The sequence below is a fragment of the Streptomyces violaceusniger Tu 4113 genome, assembly GCF_000147815.2.
In the GTDB taxonomy this organism is placed as follows: Bacteria; Actinomycetota; Actinomycetes; order Streptomycetales; family Streptomycetaceae; genus Streptomyces; species Streptomyces violaceusniger_A.
The window spans coordinates 5033618-5056064 of the sequence record NC_015957.1; the positions used below are offsets into that span (position 1 = coordinate 5033618).

The following is a 22447-nucleotide window of genomic DNA, read 5'->3' on the forward strand; positions in this document are numbered from 1 at the left end:
CTCCGGGCGTTTCGCTTTGCGAAACAGAATCGCCATACGAGACAAATGGTGGAGCTGGAAATCCCCAGCCGTCAAGAGCCCTTTTGCTTTCCCGTCCCGCGCCCGCTCAGTCGCGCTTCACGGATCCCCGGCGCCAGGAGATCTTCGCGCCTGCCCGCATCACCTGTTCCGCCAGGTCGGGAATGGTGTCCTGGTTGATGCGGAACGTCGGCCCCGACAGGGTTACGGCGGCGATGACCTGGCCGTTCAGCGAGTGGATCGGGGCGGCGATGGCGGCAAGGCCGATCTCGTGCTCCTCGCTGGTGGTGGCGTATCCCCGCTCGCGGACCTCCTCGAGCTCCGCCGCGAGACGCACCGGGTCGACGATGGTGTGCGGGGTGTACTTCTGCGGTCGCTTCGCGAATATCTCCGCGACTTCGTCCGGGGTCATGTGCGCCATGAAGAGCTTGCCCGCCGAGGTGGCGTGCATCGGGGAAGGCTTGCCGACCCAGTCGATGCTCATGATCGCCGCACCGATCGCCTGGTCGATGCTGATGATGTCGTCCCCGTCGCGGACCGCCACGTTCACGGTGTCGCCCACGGTCGCGGCGAGTTCCTGGCAGATGGGGTGGCTCGGCACGGACAGGTCGTTCACCTTGCCGGCGCCGGCCGCGAGTTCGGCCATCGTGTACCCGATGCGGTACCGCCCGCGCTCGGTGTCCTGCTCGACCATGCCCCGGGACTCCAGCGTCGCCAGCAGCCGGAACACGGTCGACTTGTGGATGCCCAGCTCCTCGGCGATCTCGGTCACGCCGCTGGGGCCCTGCTTGGCCAACACCTGCAGGATCGATACCGCCCGGTCGACGGACTGCACCGAGTGATCACGTGGGCGGCCCCCGTTGCTGGTCATGACGCAAAGAGTATCCAAGCCGTGAGTGCTCCCGGCGTCCGCCCGGCCCACCTTATGTCGGCTCGGTGCACGGCCACCCGATGCGGCTGCCCTGGCGGTCGTCCGGTGTCAATTCGCCGTTTCCTCGACGCAGGGGGCTTGACGGGCCGTCCGGCGCGGAGTCATCTTCGTACCGCATTGTACATTCGTTTCGCAATGCGAGACTGCGCGTTCCTTCCGCCCCGCGCGGACCCCCGGAGGTGGGGCACGGTGATTGAGGCATCTCGGCTGAAAAAGGTGTACGGCAGGGGCACGAGCAGGAAGCCGCCAAGGAGTGGCTCGGCCAGAACAAGACGCTGGCCGACTCCTGGTTGACGTGAGGAACACAGACGTAAGGAACACCGTGGAAAGAACTCCTCCTTCGTTGCCGAGGGCCATGGCCGCCGTCCTCCTCACCGGCCACGGCGGGCTGGAAAGACTCGAGTACCGAACGGACGTAGAGGTTCCTCGCCCCGACGAGGGCGAAGTGCTCATCCAGATTGCCGCCGCCGGAATCAACAACACGGACGTGAACACACGAATCGGCTGGTATTCGAAGGCGGTCGGCTCCGAGACCGGTGAGGGCGGAGCGGCAGGGTTCGACGCCATCGACGATGTGGACGCCACGTGGTCGGGAAAGGCTCTCGAGTTCCCGCGCATTCAAGGAGCGGACGTTTGTGGCCGGATCGTCGATGTGGGAGAGGGCGTTTCGCCCGACCGCGTCGGCGAGCGGGTCCTGGTACGGAACATGCTGCGCACGCCCGTCGACTACCGGCCTTTCGAGTGCTGGACCTTCGGTAGTGAATGTGACGGCGGCTTCGCACAGTTCACGGTTGCTCCTTCCCAGGAAACGCACGCCGTCCGCAGTGACTGGAGCGACGAGGAACTCGCGGCCGTACCGTGTGCCTATTCCACCGCCGAGAACATGCTGCACCGGGCCGCCGTAGGGCCGGAGCGGGTGCTGGTCACCGGCGCTTCGGGGGGAGTCGGACTCGCCGCCGTGCAGCTCGCGAAACGTCGGGGCGCGACGGTCATCGCGGTGTCCTCGGCCGCGAAGGCCGCCGGTGTCCTGGCCCAGGGCGCCGACCGGACAGTCGATCGGGGCGCGGATCTGATCAGCGCGCTCGGCGCAGGATCCGTCGATGTGGTGATCGATCTTGTCGGCGGTCCTCAGTTTCCGCGCCTGCTGGACCTGTTGCCCCCTGGTGGTCGATATGCCAGCGCTGGCGCCATCGGCGGGCCGACCGCAGAAATCGACCTGCGCACGCTGTACCTCAGGGATCTCTCGCTCTTCGGCTGCACGTTCCAGGAGGACGAAGTCTTTGAGAACCTGATCGGGTACATCGAACGCGGTGAAGTACGGCCGGTCGTTTCTCGCACGTACCACCTGAAGGACATCGCTCGCGCCCAAGAGGAATTCCTCAGCAAGCAGCACCTCGGCAAGCTGGTGCTTGTCCCGCCGCCCGGAGGCAACACGGCATGAAGATCTCGCTCATTGACCTCTACAACGTCGAACTGCCGTACTCGGGCGGGGTCTACCACCTCTCGGGCGGCCGGACATACGAGTCGTTCGACGCATCCATCGTCCGGATCACGTGCGACGACGGCACCGAAGGCTGGGGCGAGAGCACTCCGTTCGGTTCGACCTACATCGCCGCACACTCGCTGGGCACCCGCGCCGGCATCGCGGAGCTGGCACCGGCCCTTCTGGGACGAGACCCCCGGCAGACGGACCGGATCGCCGACCTCATGGACAGCATCCTGATCGGTCACAACCACGCCAAGACCGCCCTCGACGTCGCGTGCTGGGATGCCTTCGGCAAATCGGTGGGCCTCCCGGTGTGCGAACTCCTCGGCGGCTCCACGGACGTCCCCCTGCCCATGATCTCCTCGATCCACGCGGGCGATCCGGAAGAGATGCGTGCACGCGTGGCCGACCACCGGGCCAGGGGCTATCTCGGGCACTCGATCAAGATCGGTTCCCTGGACAGGGAAGGCGGGCCCGCACTTGACGCCGAACGTATCACCGCCTGCCTGGCCGACCGGCGTCCCGGCGAGTTCTTCCTGGCCGACGCGAACGGTGGGATGCTCCCGGAGACGGCCCTGCGCATGATCCAGATGCTGCCATCCGGTCTGGACTTCGCCATCGAGGCCCCCTGCGCCACTTGGCGCGAGACGAAATCGCTTCGCCGCAGGTGTCCCTACCCCATCGTGATCGACGAACTCGCCCAACTGGACGCAGACATCGCGTTGATCGCTGCTGAGGACATCGCCGACGGAATCGGACTGAAGATCTCCAAAGCCGGCGGACTGACCCCCGGCCGCCGCCACAGGGACATCTGCCGTGCCGCCGGGCTCACCGTCAGCGTGCAGGACACGGTCGGCTCGTCCATCGCCTTCGCCGCGATCCTCCAGCTGGGTGCCACCGTTCCCGAGCGACTGCTCCGGTCTGTCCTGAACTGCGAGGACATGGTGACGCTCAAGACGGCGCAACTCGACCTCCAGCGCATCGAAGGCGGCGTCCTGCCCGGCGGCTCGCCGGGGTTGGGAATCACCGTCGACGAGGACGTTCTCGGCGACCCGGACATGACCTGGGGCGACTAGGCAGTTTCGTTTGGATCAGCCAGTCGTTGGTCCGGGTATGCCGCTGACTGACGCGCAGTGGGCGCGGATCGAACCGTTGCTCCCGGACCGGACGCCGAAGCGGGGTGGCCGCTGGCGCGATCACCGTGAGGTGATCGACGCGATCGCCTTCAAGTTCCAGACCGGCACGCAGTGGGTCCACCTGCCAGAGAAGTACGGCAACTGGCGGGGTGTCTACAACAGGCTGCGGATGTGGGCCATCGACGGCACCTGGGAGCGGGTGTTTACCGCGTTGACGGCCCAGGCCGACGCGGACGAAGACCTCAACCGGGCGGTCTCCGTGGACTCCACGATCGTGCGCGCTCACCAGCACGCGGCCGGGGCTCGCACAAAGGGGCTCCGGCCGGCGAGCCGGCTGACCACGCCATCGGCCGGTCCCGTGGCGGACTGACCACAAAGATCCACCTGGCTGCCGACGGCAACTGCCGTCCCCTGGCTTTCGTCCTCACCGCTGGACAGGCCGGGGACGCTCCGGCCTTCACCGAAGTGATAACGCGATTGCGCGTCCCCCGGCCCCGCGGACGTCCTCGGACCAGGCCGGAAGTCGTCCTGGCAGACAAGGCATACTCCTCACGCGCTGTCCGCCAGCACCTGAACAAGCGCGGGATCCGGGCGGTGATCCCTGTCCCGGCGGACCAGCAAGGCCACCGGCTGCGGCGCGGCAGCCGAGGGGGCAGGCCACCCGCCTTCGACCGCGAGGCATACAAGCAGCGCAACACCGTCGAACGGTGTATCAACCGCTTGAAGCAGTGGCGCGGTCCCGCCACCCGCTATGAGAAGACCGCGACCATATACCTGGCCGGACTCCACATCGCAGGCATCTTCCTCTGGTCCGCAAGGTGATCCAAATGAAAGTTCCCAGGGCTCATGACGGGGCGCCCGGGAAGGACGGCTTGATGACGCGGCTGCCAAACTTCCACTGTCCGTCCACGCGAACGTATGCGTCCTCGTACTTGACGTGGGAGCGAACGTAGCCGCCGTCGTTCTTCACCACTTCCACGAGACAGAAGACACTCCCCGCCGCGCGGTTGCCCTCGATGTCCGTCACCAGGTGGTTGAACATGACGTGGATGACGTAGCGGGCATGGGCGAAGAGTGAGTCGCGGAAGAAGTCGCGTATCGCCTCGCGCCCTTGGAACAGGCCGAAGCCGGTCTCGCGTTCGTCGAGGACGCCATCCTCGGCCCAGCAGCCGGAGGACTCATTCACCCGGAAGCCGTCGAAAGCAACCGCGTAACGAGTGTTGAGATCGTGGATGGCGGCACGATCGGCGATATGACTCATGGGACAACCTCACGTGAAGAAGCGGCGCCGTGGGCCCTAGCCCTGGCTGGCTCGGACGAGCCGGGGGAACGGTGTACACGGCTCCCAGCCCGTGTCAAGGCTCCCCAGCCATGAACTGACCAGTGATCCAAACGAAACCGCCTAGTTCATCGCAACTTCACACCTGGTCGAGTGAGAGGCCGTCGGCGCCGAAGTTGATGACCGTACGGCCTCCGTCGGCCCAGCGGACCGTGACGGCGAGGCCGTCCGGAACTGCCCCAGCGGTGGCTGCTGGCCGAATGGCCCGCCACCGAGCCAGAGCCGGTGCAGTTCTGGCTCTCGAACCTGCCCTCGGGGATGCCGCGGCCACGCTGGTGCGGCTGGTCAAGCTCCGCCGGCACATCGAGCACGACTATCGCGAGATGAAACAGGCCCTCGGCCTGGCCCACTGCGAGGGCCGCACCTGGAACGGCTGGCACCACCACGTCACCCTCGTCTCCGCCGTCCATGCTTTCTGCACCCTGCAGCGGCTGGCACACCACCCAAAAGACACAGCGCAGGTCTGAGCCTCTATCAAGTCATCCACCACCTGCGGACAGTCCTCGCCGCCTGGGCTGGCGCATGCCCTACCTGCCACCGCGACATACCCACACCTACGAACCTGACCAAGCCCTACCAGAACCGCTCGCCGCCCACGACAATGCAGTCGACAAGGCCGTGACCGCCGGGTACTGCCTGGCCCGGGATGCAGGCACGATCAAGCAGGCCCGAGCGGCCAACGCGGCCAAGCTGTTCCCTGACGAGTAGCGGCCGTCAGGCAGACCGCGCAGTGTCCACAGGCGTGGGCCGTCTGGAGCTTCCGGGCGGCCCACGTCAATGTCGTAGGTGCTGTTCACGAGGGTTCGTGCTGCCTCTAGGCGCTAATTTTTTTGAGTGATAGATTTTCAACCCGAAACATCGCAGTCACTCAAGGCGCGGCGAGCCGACTACTCATGGAGTCCACATGATCCGCACGTCCTTCAACGACGGCTGGCAGGTCCGGCCCAAGGCCAACCCCTTCGCCGAGCTGTCCGGTCACGTGGTCCCCTTCCGCCCGGTGACGCTGCCGCACGACGCGATGATCGAGCAGCAGCGGGCCGCCCCGGACGGCGAGGTCACGATGGAGGGCTCCGCGGGCGCCTACTTCCCCGGCGGGGTCTTCGAGTACCGCAAGACCTTCGCCGTACCGGAGGAGTACCGGGGCAGGCGGATCTTCGTCGAGTTCGAGGGCGTGTACCGTGACGCGACCGTCTTCATCAACGGCGACTACGCCGGGCAGCGGCCGTACGGCTACTCGCACTTCCGCGTCGACGCCGATCGTTTCCTGCGCTTCGGGGAGGACAACGAGATCCGGGTCGAGGCCCGTGCCCACCGCGACTCCCGCTGGTACACGGGCGCGGGGATCTACCGCGACACTTGGCTGCTCGTCGGCGAGGTGGTACGCATCGCGCCCGACGGGGTCCGGGTCACCACACCCGATGTCGACGACTCGCGCGTCGTGGTCGAGGTCGCGACGGACGTGGCCAACGACTCGATCGAGGTCCATACGGTCGACATCGTCACGGAGATACGGGATGGCTCCGGAGCCGTCGTCGCGAGCGACCACTCCCGGGTGACGGTGTTGCCGGGCGAGCCCGCCACCGCCCGGCAGCGGCTCTACGTGCCCTCCCCGGCCCTGTGGAGCCCCGAGTCGCCGGACCTCTACGACTGCCACGTGGCACTGAAGGGCGTGGACGAGGAGAAGGTCACCTTCGGCATCCGCACGCTGCAGCTCGATCCCGAGCGGGGCCTGCGCCTCAACGGCGAGACCGTGAAGCTGCGCGGCGCCTGCGTCCACCACGACAACGGGATCCTCGGCGCGGCGACCTACGCCCGCGCCGAGGAACGCCGGGTCGAAATCCTCAAGAACGCCGGGTTCAACGCGATCCGCATCTCCCATCAGCCGATGAGCAAGGCGATGCTGGCCGCCTGCGACCGCATCGGCATGCTCGTCGTGGACGAGTCGTTCGACATGTGGACGTCCGGCAAGAGCGAGTTCGACTACAGCCTGAACTTCCCGGAATGGTGGGAGCGCGACATAGAGGCGATGGTCGCCAAGGACTTCAACCACCCCAGCGTGATCATGTACTCGATCGGCAACGAGATCCCCGAGACCGGCTCGCCCTTCGGCGCCGCATGGGGACGCAGACTCGCCGAGAAGGTCCGCTGCCTGGACCCCACGCGGTATGTCACCAACGCCGTCAACGGCATGCTGGCCGTGATGTCCGAACTGGGCGCTCTCCAGCAGCAGTCGTTGGAGCAGGCGGCGGAGGACGGCGCCGGCATCAACACCCTCATGGCCGACGCGGGCGACGCGATGAACGCGGTCAGCTCCTCGGAGCTGGTCACCGAGCGCACAGCCGAGTCCTTCGCCGTACTCGACGTGGCCGGCATGAACTACGCCGAGGCCCGCTACGCCCTGGACCGCGACCTGTTCCCGAACCGGATCATCCTGGGCACCGAGACCTTCTCCACCCGCATCGACGGCAACTGGCGGCTGGTGAAGCAGTACGGCCATGTCATCGGCGACTTCACCTGGACCGGCTGGGAGTACCTGGGCGAGGTCGGCATAGGCAGGCCTCAGTATGTCCCGGAGGGCGGGCCGCAGCCCGCCCACAACGCGCCGTATCCGTATCTGGTGGCCGGCTGCGGCGACATCGACATCACCGGCCACCGCCGGCCCGCCTCCTACTATCGCGAGATCGTCTTCGGGCTGCGCTCCGAGCCGTACATCGCGGTGCGGCGCCCCGAGCAGCATGGCAAGACATGGGCGGGGTCACCGTGGGCGTGGAGCGACAGCATCTCCAGCTGGACGTGGCCCGGCTTCGAGGCCGAGCCGGTCACGGTCGAGGTCTACAGCGACGCCGACGAGGTGGAACTCATCGGCAACGGCAACTCGTTCGGGCGCCGACCGGTCGGTGAGGAGCACCGGTTCCGCACCGAGTTCGAGGTCGTCTACGTGCCGGGAGAACTGGTCGCCGTCGCCTACCGGGACGGCGTCGAGACCGGCCGCACCAGCCTGCGGTGGGCCAACGGCCCGGTGCGGCTGACCGCTGAGGCGGACCGCGAGGTCATTCGGGCCACGGGCGGCGACCTGGCCTACGTCACCCTGGCCCTGACCGACGCGGACGGGACTGTGCACACCGCCGCCGACCGCCCGGTGAGCGTGGAGGTCTCCGGAGCGGGCGAACTGATCGGATTCGGCAGTTCTGACCCGTCGACGCAGGAGCGGCTCGACGCCACCGAACGCCGCACGTACGAAGGACGCGCACAGGTCGTTCTGCGGCCTACCGCGGCCGGGAAGATCCGCCTCACGGCGACCGCGCCGGGATGTGATCCGGTGGATGTCGTCGTCACGGCCGAATAGCCCGGGACCGTGGTACGCGGATCGCCGACGTCGATCCCTGACCGTACAGCGCAGCGCATAGAGCCGCACCACCAGGAACGGTGACCATGATCGACCGAGAAGCCCTCGTCCGCCGCCACGCCATCGAGCTCACCCGGCCCGACCCGGCCCACGTCCTGACGGTCGGCAACGGCGACTTCGCCTACACCGCCGACATCACCGGTATGCAGACCTTCGTCGCCTACCACGACCAGTCCGCGGCCTTCGCCGAGCAACGGCTCGCCGTCAACAACGCGACCATGTCGAACTGGGGATGGCACTCGATGCCCAACCCCGACGGGTTCGTCCTCGACGACGCGATGTCGACATATCAGACGGCACGCGGGCCGGTGCAGTACCCGGACAGGTTCGACACCGCCGCGATGCTCGGCGGCGAGCTGCCCGAGGAGCTCCGCGCCGGCGCCTGGCTCCACACGAACCCGCACCGGATCGACCTCGGCCGCATCGGCCTGCAACTGTTTCCGGCGCCCGGGGCGGAGCCGGAGACCTACCCCGAGGCGCTCGCGAACCCCCGTCAGCGACTCGACCTCTGGTCGGGCACCCTCACCAGCAGGTTCGAGTACGCCGGTCAGGAGGTGCGGGTTACCACGGTCGCCGACCCGCACCAGTCACGCGTCGCCTTCCGTATCGAGTCGGAGCTCCTGGCGAGCGGCCGCGCCGGTGTCGTGCTGAAGTTCCCCTACGCCAGCGACGGCTTCTTCCAGACCTCCGACTGGACCTCGCCCGACAAGCACGCGTCGACGCTGGAGCAGTTGGGGGAGCGGGCGGCTCGTATCCGGCGGATGCTCGACGATACGGCCTACGCGGTACGGCTGGACTGGACCGAAGGCGCGCTGTCCGCGACGGGCGAGCCGCACGTGTTCGTACTGACGCCGACCGGCTCGGCGACCGTGCTGGAACTCGTGGCCGGCTTCTCACCCGATGACGAGACCGGCAGCGCAACCTTCGCGGCCGTGTCCGACGCGGCAGCCGCGTGGTGGCGCGACTTCTGGACCTCGGGCGCGGCCGTCGACTTCGCGGGCAGCACCGATCCGCGGGCGGCGGAGCTGGAGCGCCGGGTCGTCCTGTCGCAGTACCTGACCGCCGTGCACGGCTCGGGCTCGCTCCCGCCGCAGGAGTCGGGACTGGTCGCCAACTCCTGGTTCGGCAAGTTCCACCTGGAGATGCACTGGTGGCACGCGGCTCACTTCGCCGCCTGGGGACGCCCCCGGCTGCTCGCCCGCAGCATGGACTGGTACCTGTCCGCCCTGGACTCAGCCCGCGAGACCGCCCGGCGCCAGAGCTATGACGGCGCCCGCTGGCCCAAGCAGGTCGGCCCGGACGGCCGGGAGAGCCCGTCGGAGATCGGCGCGCTGCTCATCTGGCAGCAACCCCATCCCCTCTACCTGCTCGAACTGCTCCACCGCGCCCTACCGGCCGACCGGCGCGCGGAGTTGGTCACCCGCTTCGCCGAACTCGTCGAGGAGACCGGCATGTTCATGGCCTCCTTCGTCGAGGAGCGCTCCGGCATTTACCACCTGCCCGCCCCGGTGATGCCTGCGCAGGAGTTCTACGACGCGAGGACCACCGAGGACCCCACCTTCGAACTCGCCTACTGGTGGTGGGGTTTGGAGATCGCCCAGTTCTGGCGGGAACGCCTCGGCCTGGAACGCAACAGGCAGTGGCAGGATATTCAGGACAACCTGGCCGCCCCCCACCAGAACAAGGGGACCTACACGGCGATCGCGGCCGAGCCCTTTCTGCGCCGCGACGACCACCCCTCCCTCCTGTGCGCACTCGGTGTCGTCCCCGCCGGCCCGCTCACGGATCCGGGCGTCATGGAGGCCACGCTCCTCGACGTCCTCGACGACTGGCAGTGGGAGTCCGCCTGGGGTTGGGACTTCCCGGCCGCGGCGATGACCGCCACCCGGGTGGGCCGCCCGGACCTCGCGGTGGACGCCCTGCTCATGGACACCCCGAAGAACGCTTACTCGGCGGTCGGACATGCCCCGCAGATCGGCAGCCTCCTGCCGCTCTACAACCCGGCCAACGGCGGCCTCCTCGCCGCCGTCTCCCTCATGGCCGCCGGCTGGGAGTCCTCCGACACCGGCATCGGCACCGTCCCCGACACCGACTGTCCGGGCTTCCCGCGCGACGGCAGCTGGCAGGTGCAGCACGAGGGCTTCACCGTCTGGCCCTGACCGTCCGACCACCCGTAAACGAAAGAGACCTGACATGGCCACTGGTGAATGGAACCCTGACGACATCGCACGCCTGGTCTCCCGGCTGACGCTGGAACAAAAGGTCGCACAACTCAGCGGCCTGAACACCCCCGAACTCTTCGGACAGCCAGACGAAGATCTTCCGAACGTCCCCGGCATCGATGCCGGCCGCCTGAAGCAGCTACGTCCGCACGGTCTGGGGCACCTCTCACTGGCCTGGTTCCTCGGCGGGGACGCCGACACCCTGCGCACGCAACTCGCCAAGATCCAGGCCGGCGTGCGGGAGGTGACGCCGTTCGGGATCGGCGCGCTGGTGCACATCGAGGGCATCAACGGCTTCCTGCACGCCTCCGGTTCACAGTTCCCCACGGCGTGGGCGCAGGCGACGACCTGGGATCCGGCGCTGGTCCGGCAGGCCTCCGCCGTGACGTCCGCGCACACACGGGACGCCGGGATCCAGCTGCTCTTCGCGCCGGTCATGGACATCAACCGCGACCCGCGCTGGGGCCGCGTGCACGAGACGTACGGCGAGGACCCGGAGCTGGCGGCGCAGCTGTCCGTCGCGTTCGTCCAAGGCGTGCACCAGGAAGAAGGCGTCCTTGCGACCGGCAAGCACTTCCTGGGCTACGGCAACTCGGAGGGCGCCCTGAACCAGGCGGCGACCCAACTCGGACGCCGGGCCCTGATCGACGAGTACGCCGAGCCGTTCCGCCGTGCGATCGCCGAGGCGGGACTGGCGGCGGTGATGAACTCGTACAACGAGATCGACGGCGTGCCCGTGGCCGCGAACCACTGGCTGCTGACCGAATTCCTGCGCGGGACCCTCGGTTTCGACGGGCTGGTGCTCGGCGACTACGACGCGGTCAACATGCTGCGGACCCACCACCGCGCCGCCCGCACGGAGGGTGAGGCCGCGGTTCAGGCACTGTCCGCCGGGCTCGACGTCGAACTCCCGGGCAACACGAACTACGTGTCCCTGGTGGACGAGGTCGCCGCCGGGCGTCTGGACGAGAAGGTCGTCGACGTGGCCGTGGGCCGGGTGCTGGCCGTCAAGGCCCGCGTCGGACTCGTCCCGGACTTCGGACCACGCCCCGCGCCGGCGGTGCGTCCGGACCGCGCGGAGGCCGCCGAGATCCGCCGCGCCCTCGCCGCCCGCAGCACCGTCCTGCTCCAGAACGACGGCACCCTGCCCCTGACACCGGGGGAGCGCCGGATCGTCGTCGTCGGCCCCGCCGCCGACGAGCTCCGGATCCACTTCGGCGCGTACACCTCCGTCTCCAACGCCGAGATGCCGCTGGGCATGATGGCGGTCATGGAGGGCAGGGTCCCCGGAGTCGATCCGGGGACCTTCAACTTCACGGACATCTTCCAGACCCGGATGCCCGGCATGGACGCCACCTTCGAGGGCGTGGCCCGCGACATCCACCCCGAGGCCCGTACCGTGTTCGACGGGCTCAAGGCATTGGACGCGAAGGTCGACTTCGTGTCACTGGGCCGCTTCGAGAAGGACGATTCCCAGGACGCCGAAATGGTGCGGGCCGCCGTGGCCGACGCCGACCTGGTCCTCGCGGTCCTCGGCGAACGCACCGGCTGGGTCGGCAACAACACCGCAGGCGAGGGCCAGACCTCGGTCTCTCCGTCTCTGCCCGGCGATCAGGAGGACCTCCTGGACCACCTGGCCGCCACGGGTAAGCCGCTGGTGACCGTGATCGTCTCCGGTCGGCCGTTGCTGCTGGGGAAGGCGGCCCGGGCCTCCAACGCCATCCTGCTCGCGCCGCTCCTCGGCGAGGAGGCGGGCACCACGATCGCGCACACCTTGTACGGCCTGATCAACCCCAGCGGCAAGCTGCCCAGCACCTTCCCGCGCCACCTGGGCCAGATCCCTCTCTACCACGGCCATCACCACGGCAGCGGCTACGCACACCCCACCGGCACCCGCCACGGCTACGGCGACCTCGACACCCAGGGCCCTCTCTACGCCTTCGGCCACGGGCTGTCGTACACCGACTTCGAGGTCACGCTGGACGAACAGGGCGGCGCTCAGGACGGGACGGCGGTCGAGGTGGTCCACGGTGTGGTGCGGGCCCGGCTGACTGTGGTGAACACCGGTGCTGTGGAGGGCGAGACGGTCGTGCAGTTGTACGCGCGCGACGAGTTCGCCTCGGTCGTCCGCCCGGTGCGGCAGCTCATCGCTTTTGCCCGTGTCGCTCTCGCCGCGGGGGAGCGCAGGAGCATCGTCCTGGAGGCACCTGTGGAGCGGCTGCACTACACCCTGACCGACGGGCGCCGAGGCATCGAGCCGGGCGACGTCACCGTACTGGCCGGACTCGCCGCCGACGCGCTTTCCTGCGCGGCGACGATCACCGTCGGCTAGAACGGCCGGCCGGACACGGGACCTGACATCCGGGCCCGGCCGTGCCAGGAAGGCCGGGCAGGCGCGCCATCGACACCGGTGAGCGCGTCCGCTCTGTCGCGCTGTCGTGCCGTGGCCGCGTGTCCGTCACGGGACAACAGCGCAGGCCATAAGCCCAGTCGCCGACGAAGAAGATGAAGTACGGTCTGACGCGTGACGAACCAGCGAAAACCACGAGGCCCGTACCGCAAGAGCGCGGAACGGCGGGAACGGATCCTTCAGGCCGCCTACGAGGCCATCGACGAGCACGGAGAACGCGCCTCCCTGCAGGACATCGCCGACCGGGTCGGAGTGACGCAGCCGGCGCTGACGTACTACTTTCCCACGCGCGACGACTTGCTTCTCGCGGTGCTGGAGCGGCGGGACACGCTGGGGAAGCAGGTCGCCGGTGCGGGAGGGGAAGGCGGGACCTTTGTCGACGGCATGGCGGCGAGCGCCCGCCACACCACCGACCACCCCGGCCTCGCCAAGCTGTACGTCACGCTCTCGGCGGCGGCCACCGACCCGGGCAGCCCCGCGCACAGCTACTTCACCGAGCGCTATGGGGGCCTCGCGGCCGAGGTCACACGGGACTTCGAGGAGGGGCAGCGGACCGGCCTGATCCGGGCCGACGAGCCGGCCGGCCACCTGGCCAGGGCGGTGCTGGCGGTCCTCGACGGCCTGCAGATCCAGTGGATGCACGACCCCACGGTGGACATCGCCGCGATCGCCGAGACGTTCACGCGGATGCTGGCGCCTCCGGCCGAGTGAAGGTACTCAGACGCAATTTTTATTAAATGATAGATTTTCTTTCCTGCCCCTTGATCCCTTCCTCGCCGAGAAGACGCACCTTCTGGAGGGCCTCCGTTGGGAGGATGCCCAGACGGACTCCGAGGCCATGAACCGGTTCATCGAGTACTTCCGTGATCCCGGAGAGTGGAGCATGCCGGACGTCTCAGTCGAGGGCCGCACGGTGCCGGGAGCTCACGGAGAGATCCCCGTTCGGATCTACGCCCCGCGGGACGAGCCGCGCCGGGCGCTACTGGGGCTGCACGGCGGCGGGTTCACGGGGGCAACCTTAGCCCAGGAGATCGTTGTCCTGGGAGCGGTGGTGATGGATCCAGCTGGTCGGGATCACGGCGGGTTCCTGTTCGGGGCGCGGTTCGGGACGTGCCGCACCGGGAGGCTGCGGCCGGGGCCGGAACGTCCAGGAAGGTCCGCGGGCAGTGCGCCGGGAGTCTGCAGCCTCCCGGCGGAGCGCGGGGGTCAGCTCAGGCGGGCGTCGGCGTAGGCGGCCATCGCATCGCGCTGGTACTCGGCCAGGCCGTCGGCGACCTGGTCGTAGACCGATCGCCACTGCGGGTCGGTGACATAGGTCTGGCCCAGGGCCTTGAACGCGGCCGCGTTCGGGGTCCACATCCGGCACAGGCCCTGGTACTGCGTGTCCACCTCGGCCTGCACGGCCGGGTCGGCCACTGGCGTGCCGGCCGCCATGAGTGCGGCCAGGCGCACCAGCAGCGCGGTCGCCTCCCGCTGCAGGCGCTCCTGGTCCTGCGCGGTGAGCGTGTCGGCGAACTGCTGTGACTGCTGCGCCTCCTGCGGCCACCGCTCGCTCGCCTGGTCGTGGTAGCGCGCGGCGTCGAACCCCTCGAACAGGTTCTCCGGGTGCTGCATCGTCGACATGCCGTCGTCCTTCCTGTCCTGCAACGTGGCGATGGTGCGGCTGACGGTGCGGGCCAGCGTGTCCAGGCGGTCCCGCTCGGCCACAAGCCGCAGGTGGTGCGCCCGCAGTGCGTCCACCTGGTCGACCTCCTCGGCCAGCACCGCCGCGATCTCGACCAGCCCCAGGCCCAGCTCCCGCATCACGAGGATCTGCTGCAGCCGCAGCAACTCGCTCTCCCCGTAGTAGCGGTAGCCGTTGCTCCCGACCGATGCCGGGGGCAGCAGGCCCACCTCGTCGTAATGGCGAAGCGTCCGCGACGTCACACCCGACATCCGGGCCACCTCCGCGATCGACCAGGCCATCACCGTCTCCCATCCCGACCGGACTGTCCGGCCACACACGACCGTAGAAGTTGACGCAACGGCAAGGTCAATTCCCGAACCACACGCGGGGACACCAAGCCGATGTCACCCTCCGTAGCAATGATCAGAACTCAACCACACCCCGTTGCAGGAAACCCACCGCAGTACGTGCTCCCAGGCAGCACCAACTGCCGGTCGGTCTTACCTCGCGGCGGGAATGCCCCACGGTCACATGAACCGGGGTCCGTCGCTCAAGGAGGTCGACCGCTCACTCGACTTCTTCGTGGGCACGCTCTCCGGCTGACCGGTTGGCGACATCGAGAAGAGCCTCGGCGCTCAGTGCGTCGGGCCCTTTCCCCTCGTCTCCCGGCCGGACGTGCCGCGGTGAGCCCGGTCTCCTTCTCCCGTAGTTGCCGGAAGACGGGGCAGAACCACGGCGCCGCGTCCCTCGGCCGTATGGCCGCCGCTCAGGACGCCCGCAGACCGAAGGGCCCCACCCCTATGTGTCCGACCCGGGATGCGTGGCCCAGGAGATGCGTGCGTCTGTCGTCCGGCCGCTACCGCTGCTCCTCATGGCCTCGGCCGGCTCCGCGGGAAGGCGGAGCCGGCCGAGTGGCAGTGGGCGTGATGGGGAAGAGGGGGCGTCAGGCCGCCTGAGTCGCCTCCACTGCCTGGCCCGTCTCCACCTCGTCAAGACTCTTCGACTTGGGGATCAGGGCGATGAGCAGGACACCGGCGACGATCACGCCGGCGAACAGCAGGAGCGCCTTGCTGTAGCTGTCGTCGACGTAGAAGGCGGTGCCCTTCATGACGTTGGCGTTCTGCGCGACGAGGACGAAGGCCACCTGGGTGAGCGCGCCCTGCAGGACGCCCTGCATCAGGTTCTGCGCGCCGTTGCCCAGCGCCTGCTCCTCAGGCTTCACCGACTCGATGACCATGATCGGGACCAGGGCCACGACGATGCCCATGCCCACTCCGCTGAGCGCCCCGATCGTCATGAAGTTCGCGACGCTGGAGTGGAACTGGGAGAGGAGGCCGCCGCCCAGGGCGACCAGGGTGCCGCCGATGGCCAGCAGTACACGGGTGTCGATACGCCGGGCGAGGACACCGGTGAACACCGAGGTCGCGATGAGAAGGATGCTGTTGGGCGCGCTGACCCAGGCGTTCTTCGTGGCCGTCCAGCCCAGGCCGTCGGAGAGGCCCGGGATGTGGGGCATCAGGACGAGCAGGTTCGTCACGGTCCCCTGGGCGAAGATCGCGCCCATGACGAGACCCGCGACCAGGAACGTCGACCACACCCGGCGCCGCCCGATCAGGCCGATGGGGAACATCGGGTGCTCAACCTTGCGCTCGACGAGGACGAAGGCGACCACGGCCGCCAGCCCGCCGCCGATGAAGCCCAGCGTCCTGCCGCTGGTCCAGCCCCACGCCTCACCCTTGCCGACGGCGTAGATCACGGAGGTGAGGCCGCCGCCCAGCAGGATTCCGCCGATCCAGTCCACCGGGGTGCGGGGCTCGCGCACCGGGCTCTCGGGCACGACGAACAGCAGGGCGAGCAGGCTGATGCCGGTGGCAATCACCATGAACCACAGGACGCCCCGGTAGCCGAAGTCGTCCAGGACCCAGCCGGACAGGAACGGCCCGCCGAAGGCCAGCACACCCATGCCGCCGCCGAGGAAACCGCTGGCCGGACCGACCAGCTTGGGCGGGAACACGTCCCGGGTCAGGGCGTAGACGAGCGCGATCGAGGGGCCGTAGAAGCCCGAGACAGCGCGCCCGATGAGCAGCGTCTCGAAGTTGGTCGAGAAGGCGGCGATCACATCGCCGACCAGGCCGAGCGCGGTGATGACGACCAGCACCCGCTTCTTGCCGAACATCCCGGCGGCCTTGACGATGAACGGCGTCGAGAAGACACCGACCAGTAGGCCCACCTGGCCGAACCAGGCGATCTGGGTGGTGTGGTAGTGGATCGCGATCTCGGACTGGGCGTTGCTGGTCATCAGGCCGATGAGGCCGTTCAGCTGGGACGCCCACAGCAGCGCGATCAGAATCAGTGCGAACCGCGCACCGAAGCCTGACTTCCCGGCTTCGTTCTCTTGGTGCGGTGACTCGACGTTGAGTGACATGTGGCACCCGGCTTTCCGTGCAGGTGTGGAGCCCTTGTGCTCCCAGCGCGCAGGCTAGCCCCTAATTTTTTTGAGTGATAGATTTTCAACGCGGAAACATTTCTGTGACTTTGGAAGGATCCCGCCCATGCAGCAGCCAGACCCGGCGGCGCTCCCCCTGGAGAGGAAGGTGTCCCTGCTGTCGGGAGGGGACTTCTGGTCCACGCAGTCCCTCGACGAGGCGGGCGTGCCCGCGGTAGTCCTGACGGACGGCCCGCACGGCGCCCGCCGCCAGCAGGCCGCGGCCGACCATCTGGGCTTCCACGCGAGCGAGCCGTCCACCTGCTTCCCCCCGGCCGTCGCGGTCGGATCGAGCTGGGACCCCGAACTGGCCGCACGCGTGGGGGAAGCGGTGGGCCGGGAGGCCCGTGCGCTGGGCGTCGGAGTCATCCTCGGCCCCGGCGTGAACATCAAGCGGTCCCCACTGTGCGGACGCAACTTCGAGTACTACTCCGAGGACCCGCTGCTGTCCGGCGTCCTGGGCGCCGCGTTCGTGCGAGGCCTACAGACCCAGGGCGTGGGGGCGGCCGTCAAGCACTTCGCGGCCAACAACCAGGAGACCGACCGGATGCGCGTCAGCGCCGACGTGGACGAGCGCACCCTGCGTGAGATCTACCTGGCGGCCTTCGAGCACATCATCACCCAGGCACGCCCCGCCTCCGTCATGGCCGCCTACAACCGTATCAACGGCGCCCCGGCCTCGGAGAGCACCTGGCTGCTGACCCAAGTCCTGCGCGAGGAGTGGGGCTTCGAGGGCGCGGTCGTCTCGGACTGGGGCGGTGTCGGCGACCGCGTGGCCGCACTGGCCGCGGGCGTGGATCTCCAGATGCCCGGTCCGGACGAGGCCAACGACGCGGCGATCATGCGGGCGGTGCGTGACGGCGTCCTGGAGGAGGCCTTGGTCGACGCGAGCGTCCGGCGGGTGGCCGCGCTCGCCGAACTGGCTGCCGCACCGGTGGTCGAGCGAGTCGAATCCGCCGGACACCACGCCCTGGCTCGGAAGTTGGCTGCGGACTGTGTGGTTCTGCTGAAGAACGACAAGTCCACTCTGCCGCTCGCGGAGGGCGTACGCCTTGCCGTCATCGGTGAGTTCGCTGCCGACCCGCAGTTCCAGGGCGGCGGCAGTTCGCTCATCAATGCCACCCATGTGGACTCCCCGCTGGAGGCGATCCGGACCCTCGGCCACCCTGTGACGTACGCTCCCGGGTTCACCACCGACGGGACGGGAGACCCCAAGGTGCTGCGCGAGGAGGCCGTGCGGATCGCCCGCGGGGTCGAGGTCGCCGTCGTATTCGTCGGGCTGCGCGGGGAGTCCGAGGGCTCCGACCGTGCCCATCTCGACCTGCCCGCCGACCAGGTGGAACTGGTGCGCGCGGTCTCCGCCGTCGCCCCACACACGGTGGTCGTGCTCTCGACCGGCGGTGTGGTGTCCCTGGAGGGCTGGCACGACGACGTCGACGCGATCGTGGCGGGCTGGTTGCTCGGCCAGGCCTCGGGCGGCACCCTCGCGGACGTCCTGTCCGGCGCCGTCAACCCGTCCGGCCACCTGGCCGAGAGCATCCCGCTGCGCCTGGAGGACAACCCCAGCTACCTCACCTTCCCCGGCGAGGCCGGTCATGTCCGCTACGGCGAAGGCGTGATGGTGGGCTACCGCCACTACGAAACCGTCGGACGCACCGTCCGCTACCCCTTCGGGTACGGCCTCAGCTACACCACGTATCGCACCGACGAGATGTCGGTCGACGTGACCGGGGACGACACCGCCACCGTCCGGTTGCGGGCGACCAACACCGGTGACCGGCCCGGCAAGCACGTCATCCAGGTGTACGTCGCCACCAGTGCCGGCCGGGTCCGCCGCCCCGTCCGTGAACTGCGCGCCTTCACCAAGGTCGGCCTGCGGTCGGGGGAGTCGCGTGTCGTCGAACTCCCGCTGGAGCGGCGGTCGTTCGCCTACTACGACGTCGAGGGCGGCCGATGGGTGGTCGCGCCCGGCGCGTACACGGTGCAGATCGGCGAGAGCGCCGCCCGTGTCGTCGCCGAACAGACCGTCACCCTCACCGGAGACACCGATGTCACCCCTCTCTCGCTCGACTCCGCCATCGGCGATTGGTTCGCCCACCCGGTGGCCGGTCCACTGCTCCAAGAGGCGCTCATGGCGGGGGCGACCGAGGAGCAGCGGCAGCAGGCGGAGGCCAACAGCGACCTCATGGAAATGGTGGCGTCCATCCCGGCCCGCCAGTACCTGCACTTTCCCGGAGTCCCCGTGTCCACCGACGACCTGACCGAAATCCTGGAGGCAACCCGATGAGCCGCACCCCCGACCTGCGCCCCGACTTCCTGTGGGGCGCGTCCACCGCACCGCACCAGATCGAGGGGAACAACCTCAACAGCGACTGGTGGCGTATGGAGCACCAGAGCGAAGGCCGCCTGGAACTCAGCGGCGACGCCCTCGACAGCTACCACCGCTACGGCGAGGACATGCGGTTGCTGGCCGACGCGGGCCTGAACGCCTACCGGTTCGGCATCGAGTGGGCCCGTATCGAGCCGGAGCCCGGCGAGTTCTCCAAGGCCGAACTCGCCCATTACCGCCGCATGATCGACACCGCACGCGGCCTCGGCCTCGAACCGGTCGTCACCCTGCACCACTTCACCAACCCGCGCTGGTTCGCCGACGAGGGCGGCTGGACGGGCCCGACGGCCGTCGACCGGTTCTCCCGGTACGTCGAGCAGGCCTGCACGATCCTCCACGACGTCAACTGGGTCGCCACGATCAACGAGCCGAACATGCTCGCCCTGATGACCGGCATGATGAATGCCGTGGCCGAGGGCGTCGAGCTCACCCTCGGCGCGGACTTCCGGATGCCGACGCCCGACGTGAAGATCGGCGAGGCGCTGGTACAGGCGCACCGGGCCGCCGTGGCCGTCGTACGCCAGCACACCTCGGCGAAGGTCGGCTGGACCGTGGCGCAGCAGGCGCTCGTCCCCGCCCCCGGCAGTGAGAAGCTGCACGCCGAACTGCAGTGGGCGTGGGAGGACCTCTACCACCACGGGGCCCGCGGGGACGACTTCCTGGGCGTCCAGTCGTATGCCAGCCAGGTGGTGGACGTGGACGGCATAGTCCCCACGCCCGAGAGCCCCGACAACACCCTGTCCGGCTGGGCGTACCGGCCCGACGCCCTCGGTATCGCCCTGCGGCACGCCTGGGAGGTCACCGAGGGGATCCCGCTGCTCGTCACCGAGAACGGCATCGCCACCCCGGACGACACGCGCCGTATCGCCTATACGACCGAGGCGCTCGGGCATCTGTACGACGCGGTCGCCGACGGCGTCGACGTACGCGGATACCTGCACTGGACGGCGCTGGACAATTTCGAATGGGGCCACTGGGCACCGACGTTCGGGCTCGTAGCCGTGGACCGCGAGACGTTCGAACGCACCCCCAAGCCGAGCCTGGCATGGCTCGGAGGCGTGGCCCGCAAGGGGGGTGCTCTGTAGTTCTCCTCGGTCGTCGGGGCGGGCCGGACGAACTCGTCCGGCCCGCCCCGACGTTGTCCGGGACGACCCCCGCCTCTTCGTCGAGGCCGACCGCTACCGCGCCTGGCGCACGGGCAGGACGACGGCCGACGGACGGGCGGCGTCGTGGCACACCCGCTGGTCGGCGGCAGGTCGGTGGTCGTGGCGTGGGGTGGCGGGGCCGACCTGACAGGGGGAATAAGTCAGGACGTGGTCGGCGGGACGAGCTTCGGAGCGGGCGGAACCGGCTGGGGGTCGTAGGTGAAGTGGGTGAGCAGCGCATCCGTGCCGAGTGCCTCGACACCGATCACCCGGCCGGTGAAGCCTCCGGCGACCTCGGTCGAGAGGTAGCGTCCGTCGATCGTGGCGAGCGTGCGGAACTCGCCGTCGACCAGGTGGCCCAGCTCGATCTCGTCCGGTCCCTTGGCGAAACTGTACTGCTCGTTGTGGGCGACCGCGCGGAGCGCGAGCGGGTGCTCCGCCGTGCCCCCGTCGGCGGTGGCCAGTATCTGGTCGAGCGGGCCGATGACCGCGCGGGCGGTGAGGATGCCGTCCCGGCGTTCCACGGCGGCCCAGTGCGCGTCGTCGATCCGCACGACGAGAGCGACGTGGCCCTGCGGGAGGGTCGCGGTCGCGGTCCAGGAGGCGTCGCGGGCCCGGACGGCCAGGAGCCGTTCCGCCTCGCGCGCGGCGGGCGCCCGGCCGGCCGACAGGCGCAGGCCTTCGCCCGGGTGGGGAACGGCGAAGGAACGAGGATCGGTGCCCGGCGCGATCCAGCGCGGGTGGAGTTCCGCCGTGCTGAAGTCGTCGGCGAACGCGGTGGGCGCCTGGGGCACGTCGAACCGGTCCTCGACGATCACGGGCCAGCCGTCCACCCAGTCCACGCCGGTGAGGAAGGTCTCGCGCCCGTTGACATGGCACTCGGGGAACGACCCGCGCGGCCGCACTCCCAGGTGCACCATCGCCCAGGAACCGTCGGGCAGTTCGACCAGGTCGCCGTGACCGGTGTTCTGCACCGGGTGCGTGGTGCTGCGGTGGGAGAGGATCGGGTTCGCCGTGTGCTGCTCCCACGGGCCGGAGGGGGAGTCCGACCGTGCGACACAGATGCCGTGCCCCGGGCCGGTGCCTCCCTCGGCCACCAGGAGGTACCAGAACGAGCCGCGCCGGATCAGGTGCGGGCCCTCCGTGTGGGCCAGCCCGGTGCCTTCGAAAATGATGCGCGGCTCGGAGAGCACCTTGCCCGATGACGGGTCCACGGTGGCCTGGGCGATGCCTCCCGGCAGCGACCACGTCAGGTAACAGGTGCCGTCCTCGTCCCACGCCAGATCCGGGTCGATACCGATCGCCCCGGTCGTGTACACCGGCTCGCTCCACTCGCCCGCGGGGTCGCTCGCGCGGACGATGATGTGGCCCTTCATGACGTCTTCGCGGTTCGTCGTCGCCAACCAGAACTCGCCGTCGTGGTAGCGGACCGTCGGCGCGTAGATGCCGGCGCTCGCGCCCTCTCGGCCCGGGCGAACGTTCAGTTGGCTCGGCCGGTCGAGGACGTTGCCGACCTGCTCCCATTGCACGAGGTCGCGGCTGTGGAAGACCGGGACGCCGGGGAAGTACTCGAAGCTCGACGTCACCAGGTAGTAGTCGTCGCCGGCCCGGCAGACGGACGGGTCCGGGTAGAACCCGGGGACGATCGGGTTGATGTTGGCGGCGGTCATATGCGGCCCTTCGATGTGCGGTCGTGAGGGGGTGGTGTCCCGATTACCCTAGCTTTCAAATTTTTTGAGTGATAGATTTTCGATCGCCGAAACATGGCGGCCATTGACGACGCGGTCGGCGCGTGCCGGGCGCATCGGCCGTGC

The 22447-nt window shown here is 68.9% G+C and carries 14 protein-coding genes and 1 pseudogene; 10 read left to right on the forward strand and 5 right to left on the reverse strand.

The annotated features are described in order from the left end of the window. Positions 1-106: 106 nt before the first annotated feature. Positions 107-889: an IclR family transcriptional regulator gene (locus STRVI_RS20835; protein WP_014057637.1), complete on the reverse strand. Its 783-nt coding sequence runs from the start codon at positions 887-889 to the stop codon at positions 107-109. A 415-nt stretch (positions 890-1304) separates the two neighbouring features. Here STRVI_RS20835 and STRVI_RS20840 point away from each other — a divergent pair, with 415 nt between their 5' ends. The 3 genes from STRVI_RS20840 to STRVI_RS48145 all read left to right on the forward strand — a co-directional run bounded on the left by STRVI_RS20840 (position 1305) and on the right by STRVI_RS48145 (position 4393). Then, positions 1305-2390 (forward strand): alcohol dehydrogenase family protein, encoded by a 1086-nt coding sequence (locus STRVI_RS20840; protein ID WP_014057638.1) that lies wholly within the window; start codon positions 1305-1307, stop codon positions 2388-2390. Beyond that, entirely contained in the window at positions 2387-3511 is a 1125-nt protein-coding gene (locus STRVI_RS20845) for a mandelate racemase/muconate lactonizing enzyme family protein (protein WP_014057639.1), read from the forward strand. Before STRVI_RS20840 ends, STRVI_RS20845 begins: the two co-directional genes overlap by 4 nt. A 37-nt stretch (positions 3512-3548) precedes the next feature. Continuing rightward, a protein-coding gene (locus tag STRVI_RS48145) for an IS5 family transposase (RefSeq protein ID WP_435532585.1) occupies positions 3549-4393 on the forward strand; the annotation gives its coding sequence in 2 pieces (ribosomal slippage) (positions 3549-3891 and positions 3891-4393; 846 coding nt in all). 22 nt (positions 4394-4415) lie between these two features. On the opposite strand, the gene STRVI_RS46420 is transcribed toward STRVI_RS48145, so the two are convergent. Next, positions 4416-4832 carry a nuclear transport factor 2 family protein gene (locus tag STRVI_RS46420; protein ID WP_014057640.1) on the reverse strand — a complete coding sequence of 139 codons (417 nt, stop codon included), beginning with the start codon at positions 4830-4832 and terminating at the stop codon, positions 4416-4418. A 252-nt stretch (positions 4833-5084) separates the two neighbouring features. On the opposite strand from STRVI_RS46420, the pseudogene STRVI_RS50720 reads away from it, so the two are divergent. The 5 genes and pseudogenes from STRVI_RS50720 to STRVI_RS20885 form a co-directional block, all read left to right on the forward strand. Then, positions 5085-5377, forward strand: a pseudogene (locus tag STRVI_RS50720) (IS701 family transposase); the annotation flags it as partial. Positions 5378-5814: 437 nt separating this feature from the next. After that, entirely contained in the window at positions 5815-8256 is a 2442-nt protein-coding gene (locus STRVI_RS20870) for a glycoside hydrolase family 2 protein (RefSeq protein WP_014057642.1), read from the forward strand. 86 nt (positions 8257-8342) lie between these two features. After that, positions 8343-10475 carry a hypothetical protein gene (locus STRVI_RS20875; protein ID WP_014057643.1) on the forward strand — a complete coding sequence of 711 codons (2133 nt, stop codon included), beginning with the start codon at positions 8343-8345 and terminating at the stop codon, positions 10473-10475. A gap of 34 nt (positions 10476-10509) precedes the next feature. After that, complete coding sequence (locus STRVI_RS20880) at positions 10510-12870, forward strand: glycoside hydrolase family 3 N-terminal domain-containing protein (protein ID WP_014057644.1); 2361 nt, start codon at positions 10510-10512, stop codon at positions 12868-12870. 192 nt (positions 12871-13062) lie between these two features. Next, positions 13063-13659, forward strand: coding sequence for a TetR/AcrR family transcriptional regulator (locus tag STRVI_RS20885; RefSeq protein ID WP_014057645.1), 597 nt, complete (start codon positions 13063-13065; stop codon positions 13657-13659). 495 nt (positions 13660-14154) lie between these two features. Here STRVI_RS20885 and STRVI_RS20895 read toward each other — a convergent pair whose 3' ends face one another. Together STRVI_RS20895 and STRVI_RS20900 are read right to left on the reverse strand one after the other, a co-directional pair. After that, complete coding sequence (locus STRVI_RS20895; protein WP_014057646.1) at positions 14155-14913, reverse strand: MerR family transcriptional regulator; 759 nt, start codon at positions 14911-14913, stop codon at positions 14155-14157. A 644-nt stretch (positions 14914-15557) separates the two neighbouring features. Beyond that, positions 15558-17039, reverse strand: a complete 1482-nt coding sequence (locus STRVI_RS20900) for an MFS transporter (RefSeq protein WP_014057647.1) — start codon at positions 17037-17039, stop codon at positions 15558-15560. A gap of 127 nt (positions 17040-17166) precedes the next feature. On the opposite strand from STRVI_RS20900, the gene STRVI_RS20905 reads away from it, so the two are divergent. Both STRVI_RS20905 and STRVI_RS20910 read left to right on the forward strand, forming a co-directional pair. Further along, positions 17167-19386, forward strand: a complete 2220-nt coding sequence (locus tag STRVI_RS20905; RefSeq protein ID WP_014057648.1) for a glycoside hydrolase family 3 C-terminal domain-containing protein — start codon at positions 17167-17169, stop codon at positions 19384-19386. Continuing rightward, positions 19383-20573 (forward strand): glycoside hydrolase family 1 protein, encoded by a 1191-nt coding sequence (locus STRVI_RS20910; protein ID WP_014057649.1) that lies wholly within the window; start codon positions 19383-19385, stop codon positions 20571-20573. The genes STRVI_RS20905 and STRVI_RS20910 overlap by 4 nt, the downstream gene beginning before the upstream one ends. A 221-nt stretch (positions 20574-20794) precedes the next feature. On the opposite strand, the gene STRVI_RS20915 is transcribed toward STRVI_RS20910, so the two are convergent. Then, positions 20795-22303: a glycoside hydrolase family 43 protein gene (locus STRVI_RS20915; protein ID WP_014057650.1), complete on the reverse strand. Its 1509-nt coding sequence runs from the start codon at positions 22301-22303 to the stop codon at positions 20795-20797. Positions 22304-22447: the final 144 nt, after the last annotated feature.

Bases quoted from the DNA above. Each gene is read 5' to 3' on its own strand.
- STRVI_RS20835 (WP_014057637.1), bottom strand. From the start codon at position 889: ATGACCAGCAACGGGGGCCGCCCACGTGATCACTCGGTGCAGTCCGTC.
- STRVI_RS20840 (WP_014057638.1), top strand. From the start codon at position 1,305: ATGGCCGCCGTCCTCCTCACCGGCCACGGCGGGCTGGAAAGACTCGAG.
- STRVI_RS20845 (WP_014057639.1), top strand. From the start codon at position 2,387: ATGAAGATCTCGCTCATTGACCTCTACAACGTCGAACTGCCGTACTCG.
- STRVI_RS46420 (WP_014057640.1), bottom strand. From the start codon at position 4,832: ATGAGTCATATCGCCGATCGTGCCGCCATCCACGATCTCAACACTCGT.
- STRVI_RS20870 (WP_014057642.1), top strand. From the start codon at position 5,815: ATGATCCGCACGTCCTTCAACGACGGCTGGCAGGTCCGGCCCAAGGCC.
- STRVI_RS20875 (WP_014057643.1), top strand. From the start codon at position 8,343: ATGATCGACCGAGAAGCCCTCGTCCGCCGCCACGCCATCGAGCTCACC.
- STRVI_RS20880 (WP_014057644.1), top strand. From the start codon at position 10,510: ATGGCCACTGGTGAATGGAACCCTGACGACATCGCACGCCTGGTCTCC.
- STRVI_RS20895 (WP_014057646.1), bottom strand. From the start codon at position 14,913: ATGGCCTGGTCGATCGCGGAGGTGGCCCGGATGTCGGGTGTGACGTCG.
- STRVI_RS20900 (WP_014057647.1), bottom strand. From the start codon at position 17,039: ATGTCACTCAACGTCGAGTCACCGCACCAAGAGAACGAAGCCGGGAAG.
- STRVI_RS20905 (WP_014057648.1), top strand. From the start codon at position 17,167: ATGCAGCAGCCAGACCCGGCGGCGCTCCCCCTGGAGAGGAAGGTGTCC.
- STRVI_RS20910 (WP_014057649.1), top strand. From the start codon at position 19,383: ATGAGCCGCACCCCCGACCTGCGCCCCGACTTCCTGTGGGGCGCGTCC.
- STRVI_RS20915 (WP_014057650.1), bottom strand. From the start codon at position 22,303: ATGACCGCCGCCAACATCAACCCGATCGTCCCCGGGTTCTACCCGGAC.